Source organism: Chryseobacterium sp. Y16C, assembly GCF_022488405.1.
Classification (GTDB): Bacteria; Bacteroidota; Bacteroidia; order Flavobacteriales; family Weeksellaceae; genus Chryseobacterium; species Chryseobacterium geocarposphaerae.
The window spans coordinates 1,450,648-1,472,633 of the sequence record NZ_CP092711.1 but is presented as its reverse complement, the minus strand read 5'-3'; the positions used below and the strand labels follow the sequence as shown (position 1 = coordinate 1,472,633).

The following is a 21,986-nucleotide window of genomic DNA, read 5'->3' as shown; positions in this document are numbered from 1 at the left end:
TATTTTAGAAATTAAAGCTTACTGAGAATTGTCCCGTTAAAGGCATAATGTATGTCCCTGTTAACAGTTTTCCGTAATATGGACTTGCGTCGGTAATTAATTCAGCACCGTTGATGGTTCCGCTGGCTCCTCTTTGGTTCAGGAAGTTGATGACCGTTGCACCAATGTTGATATTTTTGTTAACTGTATAACTTACCCCTCCGAATGTTTCCCATCTTGGAGCGAAGTATAAGGCATTCGTAAGGTTCGCATATTGTTTTGAGAAATACCTGAAACTTGCCCAGAACCTCCATTTGTCAATAGAATAACTAGGGTCGATTTCCATCAATACTTTAGCAACGCCTAACACATTGTTATCACTGTAATTATAGTCTTTTCCGAAGGCATTGAAATTAAATTTCTTATAAACCGGATTTTGGAACGTCACGAGATAATGTAAATTAAATCCTTTGAATGGTTTTAAAACAAAATCCGTCGTCCAGCCCAAAGTCTGAATATCGTAATAAACCGTTGTAGTCTGTGCCTGAGAACTGTTGGCAGGATTTACAAGGTTGTACCGGTTCAGGTTGTTGTTCTTTTTAAGATAAGTTGCCTGGGAAATCAATTGAATCCAGTTGGTATTCCAGAAAACCCCGAATGCTCCCAACGGACTTTTAATTTTATTAGTGTTCGGTTCAAAAGCTTGTGAATAACTCTCCAACCTTCTGTTTTCTTCAGTATACAAGAAGTTGGCTAAAACTCCAAAGTTCTTAGTAATGTTATATGTGGCATTCAAACTTCCTGCGATCTGGAAGAAACTTTGACTGATATGGTTGAACTGACTCGGGTCTGTAAAGCTGAAACCAACAGTTCTCGGCGTCAAAGAATATTCTCCGTCAAGGATGTGGTTTCTCAAATGTAAACCATAACTCAGATTAAAGTTGTCGGTAACTTTCCATTCATCCGTACCATACAGTGAAAGTTTGTTTTCTGTTCCACTATGGTATTCTCCACCTGCATTGTAGTTGTAGAATCCATCAGCATCCGTATTTGGACCAATTAGTCTCTGAGGCTGTGGTTCAACACTCTGGAAGAAAAAAGTACGGTTGGATGTGAATTTGTCAACATGATAGTATTGTTCCAATACTCCCAATGTCACGTTATGATTCCCTAGCTGTTTATTCAAAGAAAAACGACCGGCAACACTGGTAATCGGAGTTTCTGGTGTGTACATCCCCAAAATAGTTCCTACTTGTCCAGTATAAGGTTGCCCGTTTGAAGCCAGAGTATATCCTGCTGTAGAATTAGCATTGAAAATACTTAAAGGAATCATATTGGCCATCTTCACTTTTGAAAAATGAGCCCTCGTAGAGAATTTGAAATTCCATCCGTTGTCTAAAAGATAATTACCGAAAACATCAATATTGTGAGATGTTGACCTGTTATCTTTGCCACTCATGGACGCCCAATAAGATTCTCCCGTAAGAATATCTTTAATTTTCATCTGCCCGTCTCTTACCACATAGGAATCTCTACCAATTTTGAAATTATCAAGTTCTGTTACTTTCCCATTTTCGCCGTATTGGAAAACTGCATAATTGGTTATGCTGTAAGAATCCGCATATTTGTATAAAACTGAGATTTTACCTTTATCATTATTGAAATATTTGGTGACACCTGCCCTGAAAATCTTTGTTTCATCAGCATTTCTTGCAAAGCCTAGTTTGTACGTACTTGGGTCAAAGTTGGCAAAAGCACCCACTGTATAAGTCCAGCCGTTTTTGGAAATCGGTCCGGAAGCATTAACATCTCCCTGCAGCCACCCAAAAGTACTTGTTGTGAATTTTCCTTTTAATTTGAAATCCTTGGTTCCAGTTTGGGAATAAGAATTCACCGCAAAACCAAGGTCGCCCATTGTATTAGCCAGCTGGTCCATTTTCAACAATCCGGTTTTCTCTAAACCTACACTTTGTCTCCATGTTTTATTGGGTAACTCAGGCCAGAAAAAATAAACCACGGGAAGGTCGTTTTCAAGGATCGTTATTCCTCCAACGGTTGATGGCAGACCGATATTCACGTCTCTTGGACTTGTATTGTTGGCCGCATTTAACATTACATTTCTGTTATTATCTTCTTTGGTGGTAACAGTCTTTACGCCTTCTCCACCTTTTGTAGCAGTATTCACAGCATTTTTCACTGCCAGGCTATCGACCTGTTGCCCGAACGCCCCACTGAACGAAAGCAGCAGTCCCAATGCGGAAATTTTCAGTTTTGGATTTTTCATAATTATCAATCAATCTATTATTAAAGTTTAATTTTTACAAGGAGATATAGAATTACATATGCAGTATCTTAAATAATTGATTTTTAGCATCATAAATAATGGTTTCTACAAGGATTATATCTGGTAGGGGAGTGATATTTTCATATAAATATTGGTTGCTTCATTAGGAAGCAACCAATATTACATTCTTTTTTTGATACGGCCAAAAAAAATGTTAGGAAAAATTAACAATCGTGTATTTTATTGATTATTAGTTTTTTATATGCTGTTTTTGTTGCGAATACTGTTGGAAAGCTTTGGAAATATTAAAAAATCGTAAACTGAACATTACCCAAAAATAGAATCTGGAGGCGCAAATTTTGGTTCTTGCTAAATATGATCTTAAATTTGTTCCAGTCAAACAATAGAAAATAGATGAATCCCCATAAGCAGATCTTAGAGAAATCAGTTGAGTCCTATGAGCTATATTTACCACATATTTCCATCGATACAGTTATTTTCGGCTTTAGCGAAAATGAGCTTAAGGTACTTGCGATTAAGATGAAATTTAACCAGCAATGGTTTCTTCCCGGTGGTTATCTTCAAAAGAAAGAGCATATAGATGATGCTGCTGTGAGAATTCTTTCCCAGCGTGCTGGGGTAACCAATATATTTCTGGAGGAGTTTGCGGTATTCGGAAAGTATGGACGAAGCGAAGATTTTTTTGCGGATTATGAAGACAGTTTGTGGCATAAGCAAAGATTTGTTTCCATTGGGTATTATGCACTGGTCAACTATCATAATGTTTCTCCCAAAGCAGATGAAATGAGTGAAGAATTTGACTGGCTGGATGTTAACAATCTGGACCAATATAGTATTACCATGGACCATAAGGAAATTATCCAAAAAGCGCTCTTGACTCTGAGAGAGCGTATCACTTATAAACCTATAGGGTACAATCTGTTGCCAGAGAAATTTACGATGACGGAACTGCAAAAGTTGTATGAAACGATATTGGGAAGGAGTCTTAACCGGGGTAATTTTTATAGAAAGATCAAAAATATGGGAATCTTAACAAAATTAAACGAACTGCGTACGGGTGGTGCTCATAAAGCACAGGAGCTATATTCTTTTGATAAGGAAAATTATGAAAAGGCACTGCAGGACGGGGTCAATAGCTGGTAACTAAAATAAGTACAAAAAAATTAAGATTTTCATAGAAGTTCCATGAGGTTCTATAATTGATTGTACATCCTTTTACTTTATTTTTAACTCACTGGGTCTCATATTTGTCAGTTGCTGAAAATTATTACTGAACGCTGATATGTTTGAATAACCAACTTCATATGCGATTTCGGTAATATTCAGATCCGTATCTTTTATTAATTCCATGGCGCGGATTATCCGGAGCATTTTTAATATTTTGCTATTTATCTAACCAAGTTTTCGATAACAATAGCAGAGGCGCCACCACCACCATTGCATATGGCAGCTACTCCATATTTCCCTTTTTCTTGCTGTAGTACATTTAGAAGTGTCACAATAATCCTTGCGCCGGAAGCTCCTATTGGATGGCCTAAAGCAACGGCCCCTCCGTAAACATTAATTTTTTCTATATCTAATCCTAAAATTTTTTGATTGGAAAGAATAACAGAAGCATAAGCTTCATTGATTTCAAAATAACTGATATCCGCAATATTTAAGTTTGCTTGTTTCAAAGCTTTGGGAATCGCAATGGACGGTGTGGTCGTAAACCACTCTGGAGCTTGGGCTGCATCGGCATATGATACAATTTTAGCCAATGGTTGTAAATTATATTTCAATACGGCATCTTCAGAAGCAAGTAATAAAGCTGCCGCACCATCATTCAAATTGCTCGAATTAGCGGCAGTAAGTAGTCCGTCTTCTTCAAAAACAGGTTTTAGCTGAGCTACTTTTTCTGGAATTAACTTATAAATATCTTCATCTTTATCTATGATAACAGTTTCTTTCTTTTCCTGAATAGTTACTATAGCAAGCTCATTCTTGAGCTTACCCTGTTCTGTGGCTTTTTGTGCATTTTCATAAGAGCGTAATGCATACGCATCAATTTCTTGTCTGGTATGTCCATACTTTTTAATTCCTAATTCAGCTGCACTTCCCATATGAAAATCATTATACACGTCCCATAATCCATCTTTGGTCATACCATCGATAAGACTAACATTCCCTAACTTTGTACCTTTCCGCAAAAATGCATAATGGGGTACATTACTCATGCTTTCCATACCGCCTGTCACTACAATGTTCTCCAGTCCGGTTTGGATTTGTTGCGCTCCCAGCATTGTTGCCTTCATTCCTGATGCACACACTTTATTTACAGTGGTAGCGTCTTTTTCATAAGGGATTTTTGAAAAAATTGCAGCTTGTCTGGCCGGGGACTGTCCAACTCCTGCGCTCAACACATTTCCCATATAAATACTGTCAATCCATTCAGGATGGAATGCAATACTCTTCAGCGCATTTTCGATGGCGATACTTCCTAATTGCGTAGCGGTATATCCTGATAAATTACCTAATAGGCTGCCTATAGGAGTTCGTTTAGCGGATACGATAAATACATCTTTCATAAATTTTATATTTTGGAATATACTGATCAGTATATTGATATTTATAATTTTCTATCCAGTTTATTTTGAAGTGAATCTAATATGTACAAATATAGCAAAAATATACCAATCGGTATTTTATTTTATTTATATTTGCAAGCAATTAAAGTTTTATTTTTAGAAATCAGGAGAAACAATGAGTTTAAAAAGATATAGTTGTTGGGAAATATATTGCTCTTATTAACAGTGTTTTAGAGGAATGTATTACTTTTAAAATTAAATAATCCAAATATTTACAAATAGATGCATCAAGAATTAACATATTGTTAAACAAGAATTACAAGGGGTATTTTTTTTAATATTAATATACTGATCGGTATATTTTAAAATTGCTAAAAAATGAAAAAAAGATATATAGATAGTAGTTAATGAGTTTAACGCGTTACTTAAAGTCACCGAAACCTTCAATAATACATAAATAAATTATTGAGGGCCACAACAATTAAAAACCTTATACTGAAGATGACCGCTATTTTATACTAATTATAGCCTGTTTTATATATCATCAACAGTATAACCAAGAATAACTATAAAAATAATTTATGAATGATCTCTTAAAATTAACGATCGAGGCACATGGTGGTCTTGAAAACTGGAACAAATTTAATAACATATCGGCACATCTAAAAGTTGATGGGCTAACCTGGATCAGGAAACAACAACCGGGAATCATAAATGATACGTATGTTTCTGTAAGTACCAAAAAGCAATCAGTATCTTTTCAGCCGGTTTATGCGGATTGGAAAACATCGTTTGAACCAGACCATGTCGCTGCTTTAACACTGAATAATGAAATAATTGAGGAACTTTCAAATCCCAGACAGTCATTTATTAATCACAAGAGGGAAACACCTTGGACGCGCTTACAGGCATTTTATTTTGCAAGCTATGCCATATGGATTTACTTCAACGCACCGTTTTGCTTTGCAAATCCTGCTTTTGAGGTAACAGAAATTGATCCTTGGGAAGAAGATGGCGAAGCATTCCGTAGACTGAGGGTTATTTTTCCTGAAGCAGTCGAAAGCCACAGCCGTATTCAGACATTTTATATCGACAAAAATGGTCTAATACGTAGGCATGATTATAATGTGGAAATTTCTGAGAATGTGGCAAGTGCTCACTATCTGTATGATTATATAGAGGTACAGGGGATAAAATTTCCGAGCAAAAGACAGGTATTTATTCGTAATTATGATAATACAAGTCTTCAGCCTGAGCCGGTTCTGGTAGTTGTAAATGTGGTGGATGTTGCTCTTGAGTAGTTCGCAAAAAGCTTCTTCACAACTACATACAATAATAAAAATCATAACTATTTTCAAGGATTTTTTTTAAGATTAAATATACCGATCGGTATATTTAATCTTAAAAAGGAAAAATATAAAAAATGAATCGAATACTCTTGATTATTACCGTAATATCGGCAGCTATTATGGAATTGATTGATACATCCATTGTCAACGTGGCCATCAATCATATGAGCGGAAGTCTGGGAGCAACCTTGGAAGATACTTCGTGGGTTGTGACTTCTTATGGCATCGCAAATGTTATCATTATCCCGATGACAGGTTTTCTTGTAAATAATCTGGGACGCAGAAATTACTATATTGGTTCTCTTGTGCTGTTTACATTTTGTTCTTTTATGTGTGGGAATGCTTCCGGTATATGGGAACTGGTAGCTTTTCGCTTTTTCCAGGGTATCGGTGGAGGTGCATTACTCTCTGTTTCTGCAACAGTTGTTTACGAATGCTTTCCGAAAGAAAAACAAAATATAGCGAGCGCCCTATTTGGTATCGGTGTTTTTATCGGACCAACGATTGGACCAACGCTTGGCGGAAACATAATTGATAACTATTCCTGGGAATGGATTTTTTATATTAATATTCCTATCGGTATTATCACTGCTGTTATCTGTTATCGGATACTTCCTGAATCTCCAACAAGAAAAAAGATAAAAGAAATAGATTGGATGGGAATCATATTACTGATCATAGGAGTCGGTTCTTTACAGACCATTCTGGAACGTGGAGAAACAGAAGATTGGTTTGAAACCCGCTATATTACGATACTTGCGGTTACTGCATTTATTTCACTTCTTCTTTTTGTTTACAGGGAGCTTACAACTGCATACCCTGTCGTCAAGTTATCAATTTTAAAATCCCCTTCATTAAGTATTTCCGCATTGCTCACCTTTATTACCGGTATGGGGATGTTTACTTCTATTTATCTTACTCCTGTATTTGCTCAGAGGCTCTTACAGTTTACACCATCAATGGCTGGTTTAATGCTCCTTCCCGGATCTATTATTGCCGTATTTGCCTTAATTATTACAGGGCGCGTGCTACAGAAAGGTGTGCCACCTGCAATAATTGTACTTATTGGTTTCTGTTGCTTCATCTACTTCAATTGGTCAATGTCCAAGGTAACTTTAGAGGTTTCATTCGCTACAATTTCTGTTAATTTAATTTTCAGGGCACTGGGAATGGCATTACTGACTGTTCCTCTTTCTACGCTTGCTATTTCTTCATTAAGACCCGAAGATATACCGCAGGGAACAGCAATAAATAATATGATGAGACAGCTGGGAGGATCTTTTGGCATTTCTATTATCAATACTTTTATTGTCAGAAGAATGGCTCAACACAGGTCAGATCTGGTTTCAAACATTACATACACCAACAATTCAGTGGTAGAAAGACTGAATAAGTATACATCCCTTTTTCAAAGTAAAGGTTTTAGCCTAGGTGATGCGCACCATAGAGCCATCGGACTAATGGATGCGATTGTTCAGAAACAAGTTTTCATTTTAAGTTATATCGATGCTTATCTTTTTATCGGGGCGGCATTTGGTTTGGCATTACCGCTATTGTTATTTTTCTCCAGGAAGAATGGTAATAAAAAATTAGTGATTGCATCAACAGACCATTAATGAAATTTAATCTTAAAAAAATAAAATTATAAACAAAAATAACATAGTCATAGTCCCAAAAAGTACAAGAAGAAATGCTTACAAATTACTTATCTATTATCTGATTAAATGAAAATTTTTGTCCTCAGGATAAAAGAATCAGCAATTATAAATGTTTCTTCTTGTTACTTTTAAATCAAATTAAATAAGAATTGCAAAGCTTATTTTTATAAAGCAATTTCTTGTAGACTAAATTTTTTCAATATAATTTTTAGTATTTAGGTCCTTTAGATTAAATCGTAAAATAATTATTTATCTTTTGCGTTCTCGATTTTTTCTATCATTCTTTCAGCATTACCGTTGGTTCCGCCAAGACTGATTGCTTTCTTATAACTTTCTAAGGCCAAATCATATTGCTTATTGGTAAAATAAGCCTCTCCCAAACTATCGAAAAGATTAGCATCTTTAGGAAACTCGTTGATAGCCAATTTAAATATGGTTATGGATTCATTAATTTTTCCAACTCTTAATAATTCATATCCTAACTTATTAAGTTCTCCCGGATTTTCAAAGCTATATTCATTTTTAGCATTTTTCTTGAGTAAAAAGTAGGTTTCCATCGCTTTATTTACATCGTTGAGTGATTCCTTTCTTATCGTTTGATAAATAGATTTTTTAGGAATTTCGTACTCCTTTCCTAACATCAGATTATAAATAATATGTCCTAAATCCCAAACTCTATTCAGATTATTGGACACTAGAATTATTGTGATATTGTTTTTTAAATCGTTTAAAAAAATGGATTCAAATTTATACGATACACCATTGTGCCTTTGTAGCTCTTCTTTTTCAAAGTATCTGCCAAGCGATCCACCTTCGTCTTTTGCATATGGATTATTCAGTAAAGTCTGAAAGGATTCTTGGGATATTAATCGGTTAGAATTCATTGCTTCAATCCATTTATAAAGATCATTAATATCCACCCAAAGCCATCCGCTTACAAATTGCATTTCAGGGCATTTAACATTGTCAAAATCATAACAAGACGTTCGGTTTTTATATCCCGATTTGGGATCAAAGACCGAATTGGTCATTTTCAAAGGCTCAATTATATTTTTAGAAACAAATTTCTCAAATGACATTCCGGTAACCTTTTCAATGATTCTTCTTTGTAAAAAGACATTGCTATTGTCATACTTGTAACCAGTCCCCGGCTCAAAGAGTAAACTATCATTATTTCTCAAAATATTCCAAGCCTCTTCATCATTCTTAGGTGCAATTGGGTCGATTCGAGGAATGCCGCTCGCATAATTAATAAGATGTCTTACAGTAACTTTTTCAGACCATTTTGGTAACCCTAAATTAAATTTAGAAATAGGATCATCAAGATCAAGTAGTCTACGTTCCACCAAAATCATAATAGCAACCGCATTAAATTCTTTTGCTATAGAACCTATATTAAATATTGATTTGTTGTTTAAAGGCGTTTGTCTAGTTTCGTCAGTAAATCCAAATGATTTTTGATAGATGATTTTATTATTTTTAGCGATAAGCACGTTCCCGTTAAATAATCCCCTTTCGTAGGATTTTGCCATAACAGAATCAATTTGATTGATTAATTTTTTGTTTGTTTTATCAACTTTGATATCTGTTTTTGTTTGCTTAGCGAATCGGATATTTTTTGCACTTTTTTGAGAAAAGGTATGTATTGAAAAAAGACAAAGAATGATTACAAATATATTTTTCATTAGTAATTTTTGAGTTTGATTTTACGATTATTTGCTGCAAAAATGCATCAGAATGCATTAATACGCGACCGATTAAAAAAAATCGAACTCATTTTTTGAAAATAATTTATTTTACAAAGCCTGTTTTCTAAAATCAGTCGGTGTTTTTCCTGTGTATTTTTTAAAAGAAGTATTAAATGAAGATTTGGAATTAAAACCAACTTGGTACAAAATTTCCAAAACAGTCAGTTCTTTTTGAGAGGGATCTTTAAGGATTTGCATTGCTTTTTCAATTCTATATTCATTAACAAAATCAAAAAAATGTTTATCCATATACAAGTTGATCAGAGTAGACAAATCTTTGACAGGCATTTTTACCTGCTCCGACAAATCCTGAATCGTTAATGAAGAATCCAAATAAGGTTCTTTTTCCACCATGAAGCTTTTTAAAAGTTCAATTTCCTTATTTTTTTCATCAACGATTACCGTGCTGGTTTTTTGTTTCGGAACAGCTTCTGTAATTGGTTTTAGGTCTGAATTTACTCCTCGGAAAAACTCAGGATTGTTTAACGCAACAAACAGATACCAACAGGTACAGAATAAAAATGCAAACCCATCAAGCGTTACGATCCAGGCTCGAATCTCACCCGGGCCCAATATAAAAGTAACCAGCCATCTTATAAGGACTATGAAATGTATGACATAATATAGAATTGTTATTTTGTAAAGTGCGTGAAGTGAAGAAATATTGGGGTTTGTATAATTCTCAAGATAGACCGTTTTGGATTTTCTAATCACAAGAAATGAAGCAATAAAATAGGCCTGAAACAGGAATTCGAACAGAAAGTAAAAAAACTGCGTTATAGGCATTTCATAGATGTCATTTATAAAGCGTATTTTCGAGACTCTGTCTACTGAATAAATTCCCCACATTAAGTACAAATTGTAAGCAACAAAAGGAATCACATGCAATAAATGTTTCGGTTTTAATCGAAAATTTGTATAACAAACAGACAACACATAGAGATAAAATGTTGCCGGAACCAGATAGACAATGCTCCAGCGAAAAGCCTCGAGGTTGATATGGTTTATTGGGAAATCTCGCGTCAAAAATTTGACTGCATCTACGGCATTGGCAAAAAGAAAGAAAGCAAGAAGCCAGTTTGAAAGTCTGTGCTTAGATTTTACGGTAATCAAAAACAGGGCAAGCAAAAATACCATGAAAATCCCAATAGCGGAAACGAGATGCAGAAAGTTGAGCTTGTCCATTGTTTTTAATAGAATACAAATTTAATTCTTATCCAATTTAAATATTGGGGGTTTTATCAATTTTTGTTGTCTGGTAGAATATTAACTTTCAAGAGTCTGATTTGTCCCATTGTGAGTATACACTCGGAAAGGAAGCTTTTTGACAGAATAAAAATGGCGCTACTTGTCTTGAAGTAGTGTTATTGGTTTTTTGGTAATCAAGACGAGCATATCTTCAAACACTTGGTTCGATTAAGTCAAATCAAAAATGAATTATATCCCTCAATTTTATTAAACAAATTCTCGTAGCTTATTGTTTAATACAATTTAATTTTCAAAACTGTTAGCATCCAATATTGGATGGAATAGTAAGTTTTTAATTGGCTGTTTCGGTCTTGTACCCATAACCGAAGAAATATCGAAACATTGGGTGCAAGATTTGGAAAGAATTTTAGAAATTAATAATCATTTTTATAATGAAAGGCATTGATGTATAAACTAGTTAAAACAGTAACATATACAGCAACAGTACTCTAAGTAAAACAATAAATTTTATATGAGCCCTCAATACGAGAAAGTGTTGAGGGCTTTCTATTTGAATCGTATGAATATGCCGTGTAGTTATTTTACTACACGAACTTCCATATTCCACTACAAAGAAACTTTTTTCACCGCTGTAGATTTGTAATATCAAAAGAGAACAATTCAACAAGAATAAAAATTAAAAATAATATCATCATGAAAAAACAAATCGTAATTGCAGCCTTAACTTTCTAGCCACCATATTAGGAACTAGCAATGTTCAGGCTCAGAAGACATATACCCAAGCAGTAACTTATACAGCAACAGCTTTATAATTACTGAGTTTTAATAAAATTATTTATTTTTTAAATCAGATATATTATGGAAAAAAATGAAAGTATAGTAACAGAGTGCTTCAAATGTGGAACACGTTATAAGAACTATTTTAAAGCATCACCCTGCTGTAAATCAATTATGTTGAAAGTAGATGAAAATGGAAGCCGTACAAATATAACTTTTCTCAGCTCATTATCATTATCACGTTCAGAATTTATTAAAGTAAGTAGATAATAGAATAGTATATAAAGCATATCTGCTGGGATTAAATAGTATCAAAAGGTTAATTTTATTTGTTAGCAAGCTGTTGGCTTAAAAGATCTGCAGCTTCCACATCCGGAATCAGGATGTCAGCAAAATTTATTTCCTGACTGAAAAGTAAATATTTTTCATATTAATATTTTGTGATTTGGTGTTTCAAAGGTTTCCTATAGGAGGCCTTTGATTTTGTATGTATTGATACCAATATGGAGAAAATTCAAAATCTTAATACATCACACCAAACATTCCTTTATCCAAAACTCCTCAAAAAATACTCTTAAACGGAACACCGGTTTTGGATCGGGGATTGAACGTACAATACACTATACCAGCTGCAGATGCTCAAAGTTTGGTTGGAAAGGAAAATACCACTTACTCTATTAATATTTATTATAGCTTTACCGCAATTTAACGATACTTTTTGAAGATAATATACTCTAAAATCAGTCATAGGAACAGAATTAGAGACCTAATTGATCAGGAAAAAATATTTTCCTGTTTTTAATTTATCAGTTTGTGTGCTGCCAGATAACTAACATAACTTCGCATTGTAAGTACGGCGAAGAATATGCCTATCTTTTTGTTCCAGTAATTAGTCTTTTTTTCAGAAGTATGCTCAGATGTTACCACTTTCTATAGGATAATCAGAGCCGTCCGTCTCTCGGGATCAAATTAAAAAATAGTTTTGGAAAAGACAAGCGAATTACCTATTATTGCATTGATGGCATTAAATCATCTTTATGAGAAAAAAATGTCTCCGAACATGAATATCAGGGATTTTATTAACCTTAATAACCATACTTTAAAAAATAGTAGTTGGTTTTTTAAGCATTAATACTACATTTATGGGTAATTTTGTCAACGAATTGCAAGCAAAAATCGAAAGACTGGAAAACGAAATCAATTTCAAAAACGGACTGATCTCGATATTGTCTCATGATTCAAAAGAAATGTTTGGAACATTTTTGTTGCTTATAGAAGAGCTAGAGCAAAAGAACATAAGTGAGGAAGATTTTTTTAAATTGTTGCCCCAGATAAAAAGAGATGCCCAAAAGAATCTGCAAACTGTTCAGGACAGTGTTACCTGGCTAAAAGCACAGTACGGGGAATTTAAGATTAAACCCGTTAAAATTATGGTGACGGATCTTTTTCACTATTTAGAAGAAAGATATGCAGCTAAATTAAAAGAAAAAAATATTAATTTTTATTTTAAAGGAGAGCACAATGCATTTCTTGCGGGCGATCGAGTGTTACTCGAATATGTTTTAGACAAAATATTTAACAATGCAGTAAAATACTCTCTGCCTGGACAAGATATATATTTACAAGCCATTACGAAAGATGATCAGGTGGAACTTTCTTTGATTGATTTCGGAACGGGAATGAATGAAAAATATTTATCTGAGATTTACACTTATAACATTCCTATATTCCTGGGAACTGCCGGTGAGAAAGGAGTTGGGTTAAGTTTGAAAATTGTAAAAAATTTTATATCCTTGCTGCATGGAGACATCCAAATCATTTCCGCTGAAAGTAAAGGTACTACGGTTTCCCTATTTTTACGTAAATTTATAGAATGATGGATTCAAAAATAAACGTTCATATTGCTGTAGCAGATGATCATGGTATTGTCCGGATGGGTTTGATACAAACAATCAAACGACTCATGCCTAATGCCATAATTTTTGAAGTAGAGGATTATAAATCGTTGTACAAACTCATTCTGAAAGAAGAATTGGATCTGGCCATTATGGACGTTAATATGCCTAATGGTACTGTTCACGAAGCAATAGATTATATAAAAATTCACCGACCTGAACTAAAAATTCTAATATTTTCTTCACAGGATGAAGAATTGTATGGGATACGCTACCTAAAAATGGGTGCTGGTGGTTATCTAAGCAAACAAAGCTCTGCTGAAGTAATTGAAATTGCTCTAACTGCGATGTTCAGTAAGGGTCGATATGTTAGTGATAGTATAAAAGAAGCTATTTTTTTAGAATCATTAATTGGTACTGGTAAAAATTCTCCCTTTGAAGCACTATCAGACCGCGAATTGCAAATTGCCAATAAGCTTGCGGAAGGTCTTCCTCTTAAAGAAATTTCTAATCAATTGAATCTCCATTCATCGACAATCAGTACTTATAAAAATAGGTTGTTTGAGAAGCTGAAAATACGATCCATACCCGAATTGGTAGAGATTCTTAGGCTGTATAATCAGTAGAGATTCTATCAAAAAAAATTGATGTGATTCGATCATATTTATGTACTATGCTGCTTTTTTTTCACCTTTCTGGTCCTGCTACAGAGCTGAAATCAGTTCTAAGTGATGACCCATTGGCATTCGAAACTGAAATTTTTTGAAGTCGTGATGAATATTTGATATAGCTTCCAAAACCTCTGGCTTATTTGGAATCGAGAATAAAAAAATACCTCCAATTTAAATTGGAGGTATTTGACTTTTGTGACCTTAACGAGCGTATCTTCAAACACTTTTATAGATGATTTGGTTAGATTAAGTCAAATTAAAAATGAATTATAGCCCACCATTTTATCAAGCAAATTCTGTTAAACTTTTTGTTTAATGTAATTTAATAAGCGAAAATTTTAGAAATTAGTATTTAAATAGTAAGTGTTTATTTGGCTGTTGCGGTCTTTTAATCATAACCAAATAAATATCGAAATATTTAATGGAAGATTTGGAAAAAGGCTTGAAAAAAGAAAAAAGGTGAATGGCTATCTATCAGTATCCTTATTTATTTTCACTTTCTTCGCACAACCTGTATTTAATATATTTGTTAATTTTATACCATAAAGTAAAATAAATTTTTGCTGTTTATACTATTTAATTAATAACAATGAAAACAAAATTATTCTTATTGTTTCTTATCTTTAGTACTGTTTTTTTTTTATTCTCAGGAAAATCCCACAAAAAAACAAATCGACAGTATAACCACTGCTCTCCGCTAATCAAACTTCTGATTACATGACCGATTGGGCAACTGGAATTTTCGGAAAAGAACACACTACAGAAATTGCAGAGCTAGTATCAAAATATTCAAAATATAATTTGATGAGAAAGCCGGAAGTACAGGATCCGAGTATTTTCAGTTTTGTCAATTACCACGAAGCCGAAAAGGTACAAAAGAGGTGGCAGGATCTTACCGCAAGAGCAGAAGCTTTGGAAAAGGAAATGCCGAAAGAGGCTTTGGATGCTTATTATCAACTAGTGCTTTATCCTGTTAAAGCTTCAGCTGGTGTGGCAGAGATTTATCTGGCAGCAGGACGTAATAATCTTTATGCTAAGCAAGGTCGGGTAAGTGCTAATGATTATGCCAATCGTGCCCGCGAACTTTTTGAGCTGGATAAAAAACTGAGCACCCGTTACAATGATTCTATTGCTGGCGGCAAATGGAAAAATATGATGAGCGACGTACATTTGGGTTACCAACACTGGTCGATGCCGAAGGAGAATAGTTTGCCTCCACTTGATGAGGTTACCCTGTTGGCTTCACCTTCATTGGGTGTTGCAGTGGAAGGTAGTACAAATGCTTGGCCAGGAACAGAAGGAAAAGCAGAGCTGCCCCAATTTGACATTCTTGACAAGCAGCATTATTATATCGACATCTTTAACCGTGGAAAAGGGCTACTAAACTTTACAGCCAAAGCGGATAAACCGTGGATCAGATTAAGTAATGCTAAAGGAAGCACAGAAACCGAACAACGCCTATATGTAGATATCGACTGGAAAAAAGCTCCTGAAGGCAAAGGAAGCGGCTTGATTGAAATTAATCAGAATAATACTAAAGTACCGGTAGTTATAAATACGTTGAAAAAAGTGACACCAGCAGGCAAAACTGATTATTATGGTGGATTTTCCGGTGAGTTTTCTATTCCCGCGAATAAATTCAGTTTAAAGATAGCAGGTGATAATGCAGAATGGATCGTATTGCCTGGCTTGGGAAGAGCTGAAGCCTGTATGGGTATTTATCCTACAACAGCACCAAGCTCAACCCCTGAAAAGACACCTCGATTGGAGTATCAGATTTTTCTGCCTGAGTCCGGTTCCACAACAGTATTGCTTGGAATTCTACCAACTCAGGATATCAACCCGGGCGGCGGATTAAGAATAGCGGTTTCTATTGATAACGGTGACCCTGTTATACTCGATGCCAGAAAGGGATACCACGATGAATTTAAAGAGTATACAGCTGAGAATCTCAGCCGTTCAAAAAACCTCAAACCACTGCCGGATTTCGGTCATAATTACGCTCTAATTTCCCGTGAAAAGCCCCGCCGTACTGAAGTATTTGATAACCAGCGTTGCTGGATGCAGCACTGGATGTGAAAAAAGCGGGTATTCATACTTTGAAAATTTATATGATCGATCCTGAAGTCGTATTGGAGCGTATTATAGTTAACCCTAATGATAAGTACCCAAGTTATCTTGGAGCGCCCGAGAGAAATTGATTAACTGATGGTTTATTCTAATAGTTCAGAAACTTTCTAAGATTTAAGTTAAATGGCGCCATCCTTCTTCACTTGGCGCCGTTTGTCTGTTTGTGCTCCCCATACGAGCATATCTTCCAACACTTTTATTTATGATTTCCTTCGTTTGAGCCAAATCAAAAAGGAATTAGTAATTCCGATTTTAATATTTAAATACTTCTAGTTGTAAAGTTTTTTGCAAATTACTTTTTTAGTAAATGTAATAATCCAATATAAACAAAAAAGATTTTATTGTTATGATTTGTTATATTTAAATACCGTACGGTACTTTTAATCAATTTACTACATTCGGGCTGCTTGAAAATTCTTTGTAAGTATACACATTGTAAGGATAGATTTTCTTTGCCAGTATTTTAGAAATAACACTACTGATGAATAAAGGAAACAGCAATAGATATCCAGACGGTACGATACTGGAAATAATAAACATGGCAGTAAGAGGGGCATGAATAGCTGCGGAAAGCATGGCAGCGGCTCCAAATAACGCAAAGTTAATAACCACAAGATGGGTACCTAAATAATGGTTGCAGAATTGGGCAAAAAATACCCCTAAAAATGCACCTGTAACAATACTCGGGGCAAATACACCGCCGTCACCGCCTGCGCCGAGAGTGAGGGAAGCCGCCAATGGCTTTATGAAGATGAGCAAAACCAGAGGAATTAAATATGCGAGATTAACAATGTCGTACGAACTACATTCGAGGATTTTACCAAGTCCGTGATAACTATCACCATATAAAGCCGGAAGAAAAAATATAAATACCCCAACAGTTATGGCACCTAAATTTACGCGGATGAAATTGTTGTTAATCCCACCAAAAAAAGTTTTTGCGTAGATGACAATTTTTGTAAAATAAAGGGCAAATATACCTCCGATTAAACTTAGTATCACAGCAAAAGGTATGGATTGCCACCGCCAGTCCTGTACCTTAAATGTAAATAGTGGATTTGAGTCATAAAAATGTACAAATAGATGAGCTACAATCATCGAACTTATTCCACTGATCAGTAAGGTTTTATTGTATTTACGTGCAATAACTTCAAATGCAAATAGAAAACCGCCCAACGCACTTCCAAAGAGTACGGTTACACCCGCTATAATACCTGCACATATCAGCTCCGTTTTGTAGGCCCATGCACTATGCAAATGTTTGTAGGCCTGATTACCAACTGTTGCGGTGGCAACTACTGTTGATACTTCGACTCCTGTAGATCCTCCAAAAATCACCGTTAAAAAGCCATTAATGCAATGAGAAGGTATTTTAAAAAAAGGAAGATGATCATTTCTTGTTTCCAGGGTTGTATATATTTCTTTAATTCCTTTATTTTTTCTGTTCTGAAAGAAATATTTACGTAGGAAATAGATTGCTGTAATGCCTACACTTGGTAAAAAGATTAACAATTTGTTTTCCGTGGTTATAATTTCTTCAAAGAGGTATTCCTGTACCTGTCCTGTCAAATGTTTTAAAGTATAAGATATAAGACAACAGATAATACTAACGATAATAGATATCCCGATTAATTTGACATAGCTGGATCTTATTATTTTCTTTCTGTACGCTGTATTGCCTTGCATAACTATTTTAGTTTTAAAGAAGATGTAAAGGTAATGGTTATTTTTTGAAATAGTAAAAGTTGCTTGTTACTATATACTACCTGTTTTTATTATAGTTTAATCATGCTTTTATTTAAACAATCCAAATGAAATTTAAATAATTCATTGATTCATAAACTGAAGGTCCAACCGATCAAGGCAACGATATACTTAATTTTTTGTTTTAGTTATCAATTCTGTCTGTTTGCAACGTTGGAATTTTAGATAACTGTTAAAAATGGATGTTTTTTAATTTTGTGACGGATGAAAAAATTGCACATTTAGTTAGCTTCTTTAATTTTAGTCTTGAATAATACACACTATTAAATAAAGAAAAACTAAATTAGTTGTACAAAGAAATTGTTATGCCTAAAAACGATTCAATTACATTAAATAGAATGGATTACAGCAGTGGGATTGCTGTTGGTATTTGGAATGGATCTACACCAGGTATTATAAAAGCACTTTCACCTCACAGGCACGACCATTATACTTGCATGCTAATCGAAGCTGGTCAGCTTGAAGTTGTATTTGATTTTAAGCATTTAACAATGCCGGTGGGGACACTTTTTATCTCTCCTCCTGGACAAGTTCATCAGATTCTAGAGACTCTTAGCGCAACCGGTTGTTATCTGTCTTTTGAAAGCCGTCATATCGGTAGAACGGCACAAACCAGATTGGATAATTTGTTAGAGGAAACCTTGATTATCGCTCTCTCTAATAATGAGCGTGATTGGTTTAGAACAATCTTTGATTCAATGATGAAATTACAAGATCTGAACGATAGCGCTTACAGGCAAGTTGAAGAACCATTGCTTTCAGCTTTTATTGAACAGGCAGTTTTATGCTACAAACGCCAATCATTCATTAATTCCGAAATTATCAGTCTACGTTCTATCAGTCTCACGAAGGAATTCAGGAATCTTGTAAAATCACATTTCTGGAGTATAAAGCGTCCATCTGAATTTGCAGAAATGCTTAATATAACTGTTGGACATCTAAGCGATACAGTAAAAAAAGTAACTGGTTTATCCGCTTCCGAACATATACAAAAGGAAGTGATGAATGAAGCGCAAAGATTGCTCTACTATACGGAAATAAGCATCAAGGAAATTTCCTATCAGCTAGGATATCAAGATACCAAATATTTCATCAGGCTGTTTAGTAAAAATGCAGGTTTTTCACCAAGTGAATATCGGAAGAAATACGCTAAAAATTCAGACCAAACCTTTCATTAAGATTGTTCCTTATTTTGTCCACCTTTTACCTTAATTTGTGAGTGGCGTTGCATATGCCAATTGCTCAATTTTGTAAGACAAAAAATTACTTCTAAAGAAAATTTAAGTCTTATGATTGGACAGAATTTTGTTGAAAGCTCATTATTCTCATTGTCAAAAACTCCCGAGGGAATAGTCGACTCTTTTCTTGCTCATATGAATTCTTTCCATACGGAGACTATGCTTCGTTTCTATGAGGAAGATGCAATCTTTATTAATGATAACGGTGAGCCTCGGAGAGGAAGATTGGAGATTGCGCGAGAATTGGACTGCTTCTTTAAATTCGGATTGCCAATCAAAATTACAACAAGGAATGTTTATGTAGATGGTAATCTAGCATCACTAATCTTGGACTGGAATATAGCAGGTATTGCGAATAATGGTGAAAAAATATGTATGCGAGGAACATCTAATGATTATGCTAAAAGAGGAACCGATGGATATTGGAGATATTGGTTTGAAAATCCCTTTGGTGTTCAAGTGCGTAGCTTATTTTAAAAACTTTACAATATTAAATAAATCAGATATGAAAATTTTAGTAGTAGGGGGTACAGGTCTAACAGGGAGGCTTGTAACTAACAAATTGGAAAAACTTGGTCATAAAGTAGTAATTGGTTCGTCATCACAAGGTGTAAATATCCTTACTGGTGAAGGGCTTCAGGAAGCATTGACCGGAACTGAAATAGTAATCGATCTATCAAATTCATCTTCTCCCGAAGGAGAAAATGCACTTCAATTTTTTGAGACTGCGGGAAAAAATCTTGTCAAAGCAGAATTGAATGCTAGTGTTAAGCATCATATCGTTCTATCAATTGTAGGAACAGATGATGCATTGGAAATCGGTTATCTTAGAGCAAAAAAACTTCAAGAGGATACTATTAAAAACTCAGGTATACCTTACACTATAATTAGGTCAACACAATTTCACGAACATGTGGAAGCCATCATCCAGGTTCAGGGAGAAGGGGATAAAGTTTTTGTTTCGAACTTAGACTATCAACCAATTGCACTTGATGATGTTGCCGAGTTCATAGTACAATTTTCTTTGGAAGAACCTAAAAATAACACCATTGAAATTGCAGGACCAAGACGAGGCAAAATGGAGGCTTTTGTCTCTGAGTATATTCAAATTACCGGTCAGGATAAAAAAGTGATTATAGACAATGAAAATAAGTATATGCATTTTGTTGTTCCTACTTCACTTTTAGTCCCCGCTGGTCAGTACTCCGTTGGTCAGGTACTTTTTGAGGATTGGGCACTTGAAACATTTAAAAGCTAAACCTTTAAGTATATACTTTAGCTTTCGATAATTCTAAAATTTAAATGCAGATCTAGTTGGTCTGCATTTTTAATTAAAATGGTAAGCTGAACTTTATGGAAAATATTTTCTAGGAAACTTTGATTAAGCTTGAAGAATTGTTTTGAGTTTTTAAGTCAAAAGCAAAGTTTCACCTTTGGAAATCAGGAAATGGTTTAATTAAGATTTTGAAAATTATTTTTGTTTTCGGATACGGCTCAAAGTTTCTTTTGTAATTCCCAGATACGATGCATGCAGGATGAGTTTTAAATAGATTATTGTAACGCTCAACTGCAGGCAGGCTAATTGCATTGTTAACGCGGTTTTGCATTGCAATTCCGTGGTTCATGTCCAGTCGTTTTGTCAATTCATTGAAAGCAGTAACTTTTGTCATTTCTTTAATGCCTTCTTGCGAAATCATCAGTATTTCGGTGTCTTCATAAGCTTCAATGTTATAAATAGTAGGTTTCATGATAAAGCAATAAGTTATTTAAGTTCCGCATATGACCTGCTGCAAAAGGAAAATCCGAAAAGTGAGAAAATATTTTATGCAAAGGCAAACGTCTTGAGCAGTTTTGCCAACATTTACTTAGACAAAAACGAACCCAGAAATGCTGCCAAAAAGGTATTTGAAGAAGTACAGAGTGGAAGCGAGATTAAGAATACTGAAGAGCAAAAGAGATTTCAATATTTAAACTATTCCAATCTCAGCAATATCTATTCTCAGCTGGATGTAGATTCGGCTTATCGTTATGCGATGGCATCGATGCGGTTAAAAGCTAAAAATTTTCTGGACGATCAGTCTATGATGATTAATTACTCAGTCATTGGACTTTATTTTAAGAAAAAGAAAAATTATCAAGCCGCCATTTCTAATTTTCACAAAGCTCTTTATGTCAATAAGATCAATGGTACCGATCTCAATAAGAATGCAGTTTATAAGTTAATATAAGCCGAAACAATTTCTCATTCTTTTATTTAAAATCATTCTTAATGAAATATTTCATAATTTTGATATTGTGAAAAAGCTGATTTCCATATTGTTATTATCATTCTATTTGGTTTCTACAACCGAACTGTATCAGCTTTTGAAAATGCCGCTTCTTATTGAGCATTATATTCAGCATAAAAATCTGAGTCCTGAAATGTCACTTACTGCATTTCTGAAGACTCATTATGATCATCCTGTGAAAGACAGTGACCACGATCAGGACCAGAAATTGCCTTTTGTTTCACATGCAAACCTGTTATCTGTGGTTTTCACTATTAATCCTTCCTTAGATTTTCATTGTATAGGGAAAGTATTTAGCCCTATCGAGATCAAAAAGGTCTTTTATAAGAGTGCTCTTTACAATAAAGAAATCCTCAATTCTATCTGGCAGCCGCCAAGATTCTGTCAATCTTAATCTGTTTTCTCAGT

At 34.6% G+C, this 21,986-nt stretch carries 19 protein-coding genes; 12 read left to right on the top strand and 7 right to left on the bottom strand.

Annotated elements, in window-relative coordinates; all coding sequences use genetic code 11:
- Window positions 1–4 precede the first annotated feature (4 nt).
- Window positions 5–2,263, bottom strand: a complete 2,259-nt coding sequence (locus MKS83_RS06465) for a TonB-dependent receptor (RefSeq protein ID WP_240582453.1) — start codon at window positions 2,261–2,263, stop codon at window positions 5–7.
- Window positions 2,264–2,677: 414 nt separating this feature from the next.
- Here MKS83_RS06465 and MKS83_RS06460 point away from each other — a divergent pair, with 414 nt between their 5' ends.
- Window positions 2,678–3,427, top strand: coding sequence for an NUDIX hydrolase (locus MKS83_RS06460; RefSeq protein WP_240582452.1), 750 nt, complete (start codon window positions 2,678–2,680; stop codon window positions 3,425–3,427).
- A gap of 72 nt (window positions 3,428–3,499) precedes the next feature.
- Here the strand turns inward: MKS83_RS06460 and MKS83_RS06455 are convergent, their stop codons facing one another.
- Complete coding sequence (locus MKS83_RS06455) at window positions 3,500–3,655, bottom strand: helix-turn-helix domain-containing protein (RefSeq protein ID WP_410679445.1); 156 nt, start codon at window positions 3,653–3,655, stop codon at window positions 3,500–3,502.
- A 17-nt stretch (window positions 3,656–3,672) separates the two neighbouring features.
- Window positions 3,673–4,851: an acetyl-CoA C-acyltransferase gene (locus MKS83_RS06450; protein WP_240582451.1), complete on the bottom strand. Its 1,179-nt coding sequence runs from the start codon at window positions 4,849–4,851 to the stop codon at window positions 3,673–3,675.
- A gap of 581 nt (window positions 4,852–5,432) precedes the next feature.
- Here MKS83_RS06450 and MKS83_RS06445 point away from each other — a divergent pair.
- Window positions 5,433–6,152: a hypothetical protein gene (locus tag MKS83_RS06445; RefSeq protein WP_240582450.1), complete on the top strand. Its 720-nt coding sequence runs from the start codon at window positions 5,433–5,435 to the stop codon at window positions 6,150–6,152.
- A 122-nt stretch (window positions 6,153–6,274) separates the two neighbouring features.
- Entirely contained in the window at window positions 6,275–7,816 is a 1,542-nt protein-coding gene (locus tag MKS83_RS06440; protein ID WP_100376067.1) for a DHA2 family efflux MFS transporter permease subunit, read from the top strand.
- A gap of 287 nt (window positions 7,817–8,103) precedes the next feature.
- Here the strand turns inward: MKS83_RS06440 and MKS83_RS06435 are convergent, their stop codons facing one another.
- The gene (locus tag MKS83_RS06435) at window positions 8,104–9,390 is read right to left on the bottom strand and encodes a serine hydrolase domain-containing protein (RefSeq protein WP_240582449.1); all 1,287 of its coding nucleotides are present in this window, start codon (window positions 9,388–9,390) and stop codon (window positions 8,104–8,106) included.
- Between the two features lie 264 nt (window positions 9,391–9,654).
- Complete coding sequence (locus MKS83_RS06430) at window positions 9,655–10,791, bottom strand: helix-turn-helix domain-containing protein (RefSeq protein WP_240582448.1); 1,137 nt, start codon at window positions 10,789–10,791, stop codon at window positions 9,655–9,657.
- Between the two features lie 2,048 nt (window positions 10,792–12,839).
- Between MKS83_RS06430 and MKS83_RS06425 the strand changes: the two genes are divergently transcribed.
- The 4 genes from MKS83_RS06425 to MKS83_RS22295 all read left to right on the top strand — a co-directional run bounded on the left by MKS83_RS06425 (window position 12,840) and on the right by MKS83_RS22295 (window position 16,359).
- Window positions 12,840–13,469, top strand: a complete 630-nt coding sequence (locus tag MKS83_RS06425; RefSeq protein ID WP_240582447.1) for a sensor histidine kinase — start codon at window positions 12,840–12,842, stop codon at window positions 13,467–13,469.
- On the top strand, window positions 13,466–14,113 hold the full coding sequence (locus MKS83_RS06420) for a response regulator transcription factor (RefSeq protein WP_240582446.1): 648 nt from the start codon (window positions 13,466–13,468) through the stop codon (window positions 14,111–14,113). Before MKS83_RS06425 ends, MKS83_RS06420 begins: the two co-directional genes overlap by 4 nt.
- Window positions 14,114–14,875: 762 nt before the next feature.
- Entirely contained in the window at window positions 14,876–16,237 is a 1,362-nt protein-coding gene (locus MKS83_RS06415; protein ID WP_240582445.1) for a hypothetical protein, read from the top strand.
- Between the two features lie 32 nt (window positions 16,238–16,269).
- Window positions 16,270–16,359 carry a hypothetical protein gene (locus MKS83_RS22295; RefSeq protein WP_368811048.1) on the top strand — a complete coding sequence of 30 codons (90 nt, stop codon included), beginning with the start codon at window positions 16,270–16,272 and terminating at the stop codon, window positions 16,357–16,359.
- A 313-nt stretch (window positions 16,360–16,672) separates the two neighbouring features.
- Here the strand turns inward: MKS83_RS22295 and MKS83_RS06410 are convergent, their stop codons facing one another.
- Window positions 16,673–17,974, bottom strand: a complete 1,302-nt coding sequence (locus MKS83_RS06410; protein ID WP_240582444.1) for a chloride channel protein — start codon at window positions 17,972–17,974, stop codon at window positions 16,673–16,675.
- 383 nt (window positions 17,975–18,357) lie between these two features.
- Between MKS83_RS06410 and MKS83_RS06405 the strand changes: the two genes are divergently transcribed.
- The 3 genes from MKS83_RS06405 (at window position 18,358) to MKS83_RS06395 (ending at window position 20,548) form a co-directional block, all read left to right on the top strand.
- Window positions 18,358–19,230, top strand: a complete 873-nt coding sequence (locus MKS83_RS06405; RefSeq protein WP_240582443.1) for an AraC family transcriptional regulator — start codon at window positions 18,358–18,360, stop codon at window positions 19,228–19,230.
- A 111-nt stretch (window positions 19,231–19,341) separates the two neighbouring features.
- Window positions 19,342–19,767 carry a YybH family protein gene (locus MKS83_RS06400; RefSeq protein ID WP_050009546.1) on the top strand — a complete coding sequence of 142 codons (426 nt, stop codon included), beginning with the start codon at window positions 19,342–19,344 and terminating at the stop codon, window positions 19,765–19,767.
- On the top strand, window positions 19,706–20,548 hold the full coding sequence (locus MKS83_RS06395; protein WP_240582442.1) for an SDR family oxidoreductase: 843 nt from the start codon (window positions 19,706–19,708) through the stop codon (window positions 20,546–20,548). Before MKS83_RS06400 ends, MKS83_RS06395 begins: the two co-directional genes overlap by 62 nt.
- A 169-nt stretch (window positions 20,549–20,717) precedes the next feature.
- Here MKS83_RS06395 and MKS83_RS06390 read toward each other — a convergent pair whose 3' ends face one another.
- Window positions 20,718–21,038 (bottom strand): hypothetical protein, encoded by a 321-nt coding sequence (locus MKS83_RS06390; RefSeq protein ID WP_153394629.1) that lies wholly within the window; start codon window positions 21,036–21,038, stop codon window positions 20,718–20,720.
- A 93-nt stretch (window positions 21,039–21,131) separates the two neighbouring features.
- On the opposite strand from MKS83_RS06390, the gene MKS83_RS06385 reads away from it, so the two are divergent.
- Both MKS83_RS06385 and MKS83_RS06380 read left to right on the top strand, forming a co-directional pair.
- A complete protein-coding gene (locus tag MKS83_RS06385; RefSeq protein ID WP_153394627.1) occupies window positions 21,132–21,518 on the top strand; it encodes a hypothetical protein in 387 nt (128 codons plus the stop codon).
- A gap of 67 nt (window positions 21,519–21,585) precedes the next feature.
- The gene (locus MKS83_RS06380; protein WP_185151955.1) at window positions 21,586–21,972 is read left to right on the top strand and encodes a hypothetical protein; all 387 of its coding nucleotides are present in this window, start codon (window positions 21,586–21,588) and stop codon (window positions 21,970–21,972) included.
- Window positions 21,973–21,986: the final 14 nt, after the last annotated feature.

Excerpts from the sequence above, each read along its gene's own strand:
- MKS83_RS06435 (WP_240582449.1), bottom strand. The coding sequence starts at position 9,390 with ATGGCAAAATCCTACGAAAGGGGATTATTTAACGGGAACGTGCTTATC.
- MKS83_RS06390 (WP_153394629.1), bottom strand. The coding sequence starts at position 21,038 with ATGAAACCTACTATTTATAACATTGAAGCTTATGAAGACACCGAAATA.
- MKS83_RS06465 (WP_240582453.1), bottom strand. The coding sequence starts at position 2,263 with ATGAAAAATCCAAAACTGAAAATTTCCGCATTGGGACTGCTGCTTTCG.
- MKS83_RS22295 (WP_368811048.1), top strand. The coding sequence starts at position 16,270 with ATGATCGATCCTGAAGTCGTATTGGAGCGTATTATAGTTAACCCTAAT.
- MKS83_RS06450 (WP_240582451.1), bottom strand. The coding sequence starts at position 4,851 with ATGAAAGATGTATTTATCGTATCCGCTAAACGAACTCCTATAGGCAGC.
- MKS83_RS06400 (WP_050009546.1), top strand. The coding sequence starts at position 19,342 with ATGATTGGACAGAATTTTGTTGAAAGCTCATTATTCTCATTGTCAAAA.
- MKS83_RS06445 (WP_240582450.1), top strand. The coding sequence starts at position 5,433 with ATGAATGATCTCTTAAAATTAACGATCGAGGCACATGGTGGTCTTGAA.
- MKS83_RS06420 (WP_240582446.1), top strand. The coding sequence starts at position 13,466 with ATGATGGATTCAAAAATAAACGTTCATATTGCTGTAGCAGATGATCAT.
- MKS83_RS06425 (WP_240582447.1), top strand. The coding sequence starts at position 12,840 with ATGTTTGGAACATTTTTGTTGCTTATAGAAGAGCTAGAGCAAAAGAAC.
- MKS83_RS06410 (WP_240582444.1), bottom strand. The coding sequence starts at position 17,974 with ATGCAAGGCAATACAGCGTACAGAAAGAAAATAATAAGATCCAGCTAT.
- MKS83_RS06440 (WP_100376067.1), top strand. The coding sequence starts at position 6,275 with ATGAATCGAATACTCTTGATTATTACCGTAATATCGGCAGCTATTATG.
- MKS83_RS06455 (WP_410679445.1), bottom strand. The coding sequence starts at position 3,655 with ATGCTCCGGATAATCCGCGCCATGGAATTAATAAAAGATACGGATCTG.
- MKS83_RS06460 (WP_240582452.1), top strand. The coding sequence starts at position 2,678 with ATGAATCCCCATAAGCAGATCTTAGAGAAATCAGTTGAGTCCTATGAG.
- MKS83_RS06430 (WP_240582448.1), bottom strand. The coding sequence starts at position 10,791 with ATGGACAAGCTCAACTTTCTGCATCTCGTTTCCGCTATTGGGATTTTC.
- MKS83_RS06415 (WP_240582445.1), top strand. The coding sequence starts at position 14,876 with ATGACCGATTGGGCAACTGGAATTTTCGGAAAAGAACACACTACAGAA.
- MKS83_RS06395 (WP_240582442.1), top strand. The coding sequence starts at position 19,706 with ATGGATATTGGAGATATTGGTTTGAAAATCCCTTTGGTGTTCAAGTGC.
- MKS83_RS06405 (WP_240582443.1), top strand. The coding sequence starts at position 18,358 with ATGCCTAAAAACGATTCAATTACATTAAATAGAATGGATTACAGCAGT.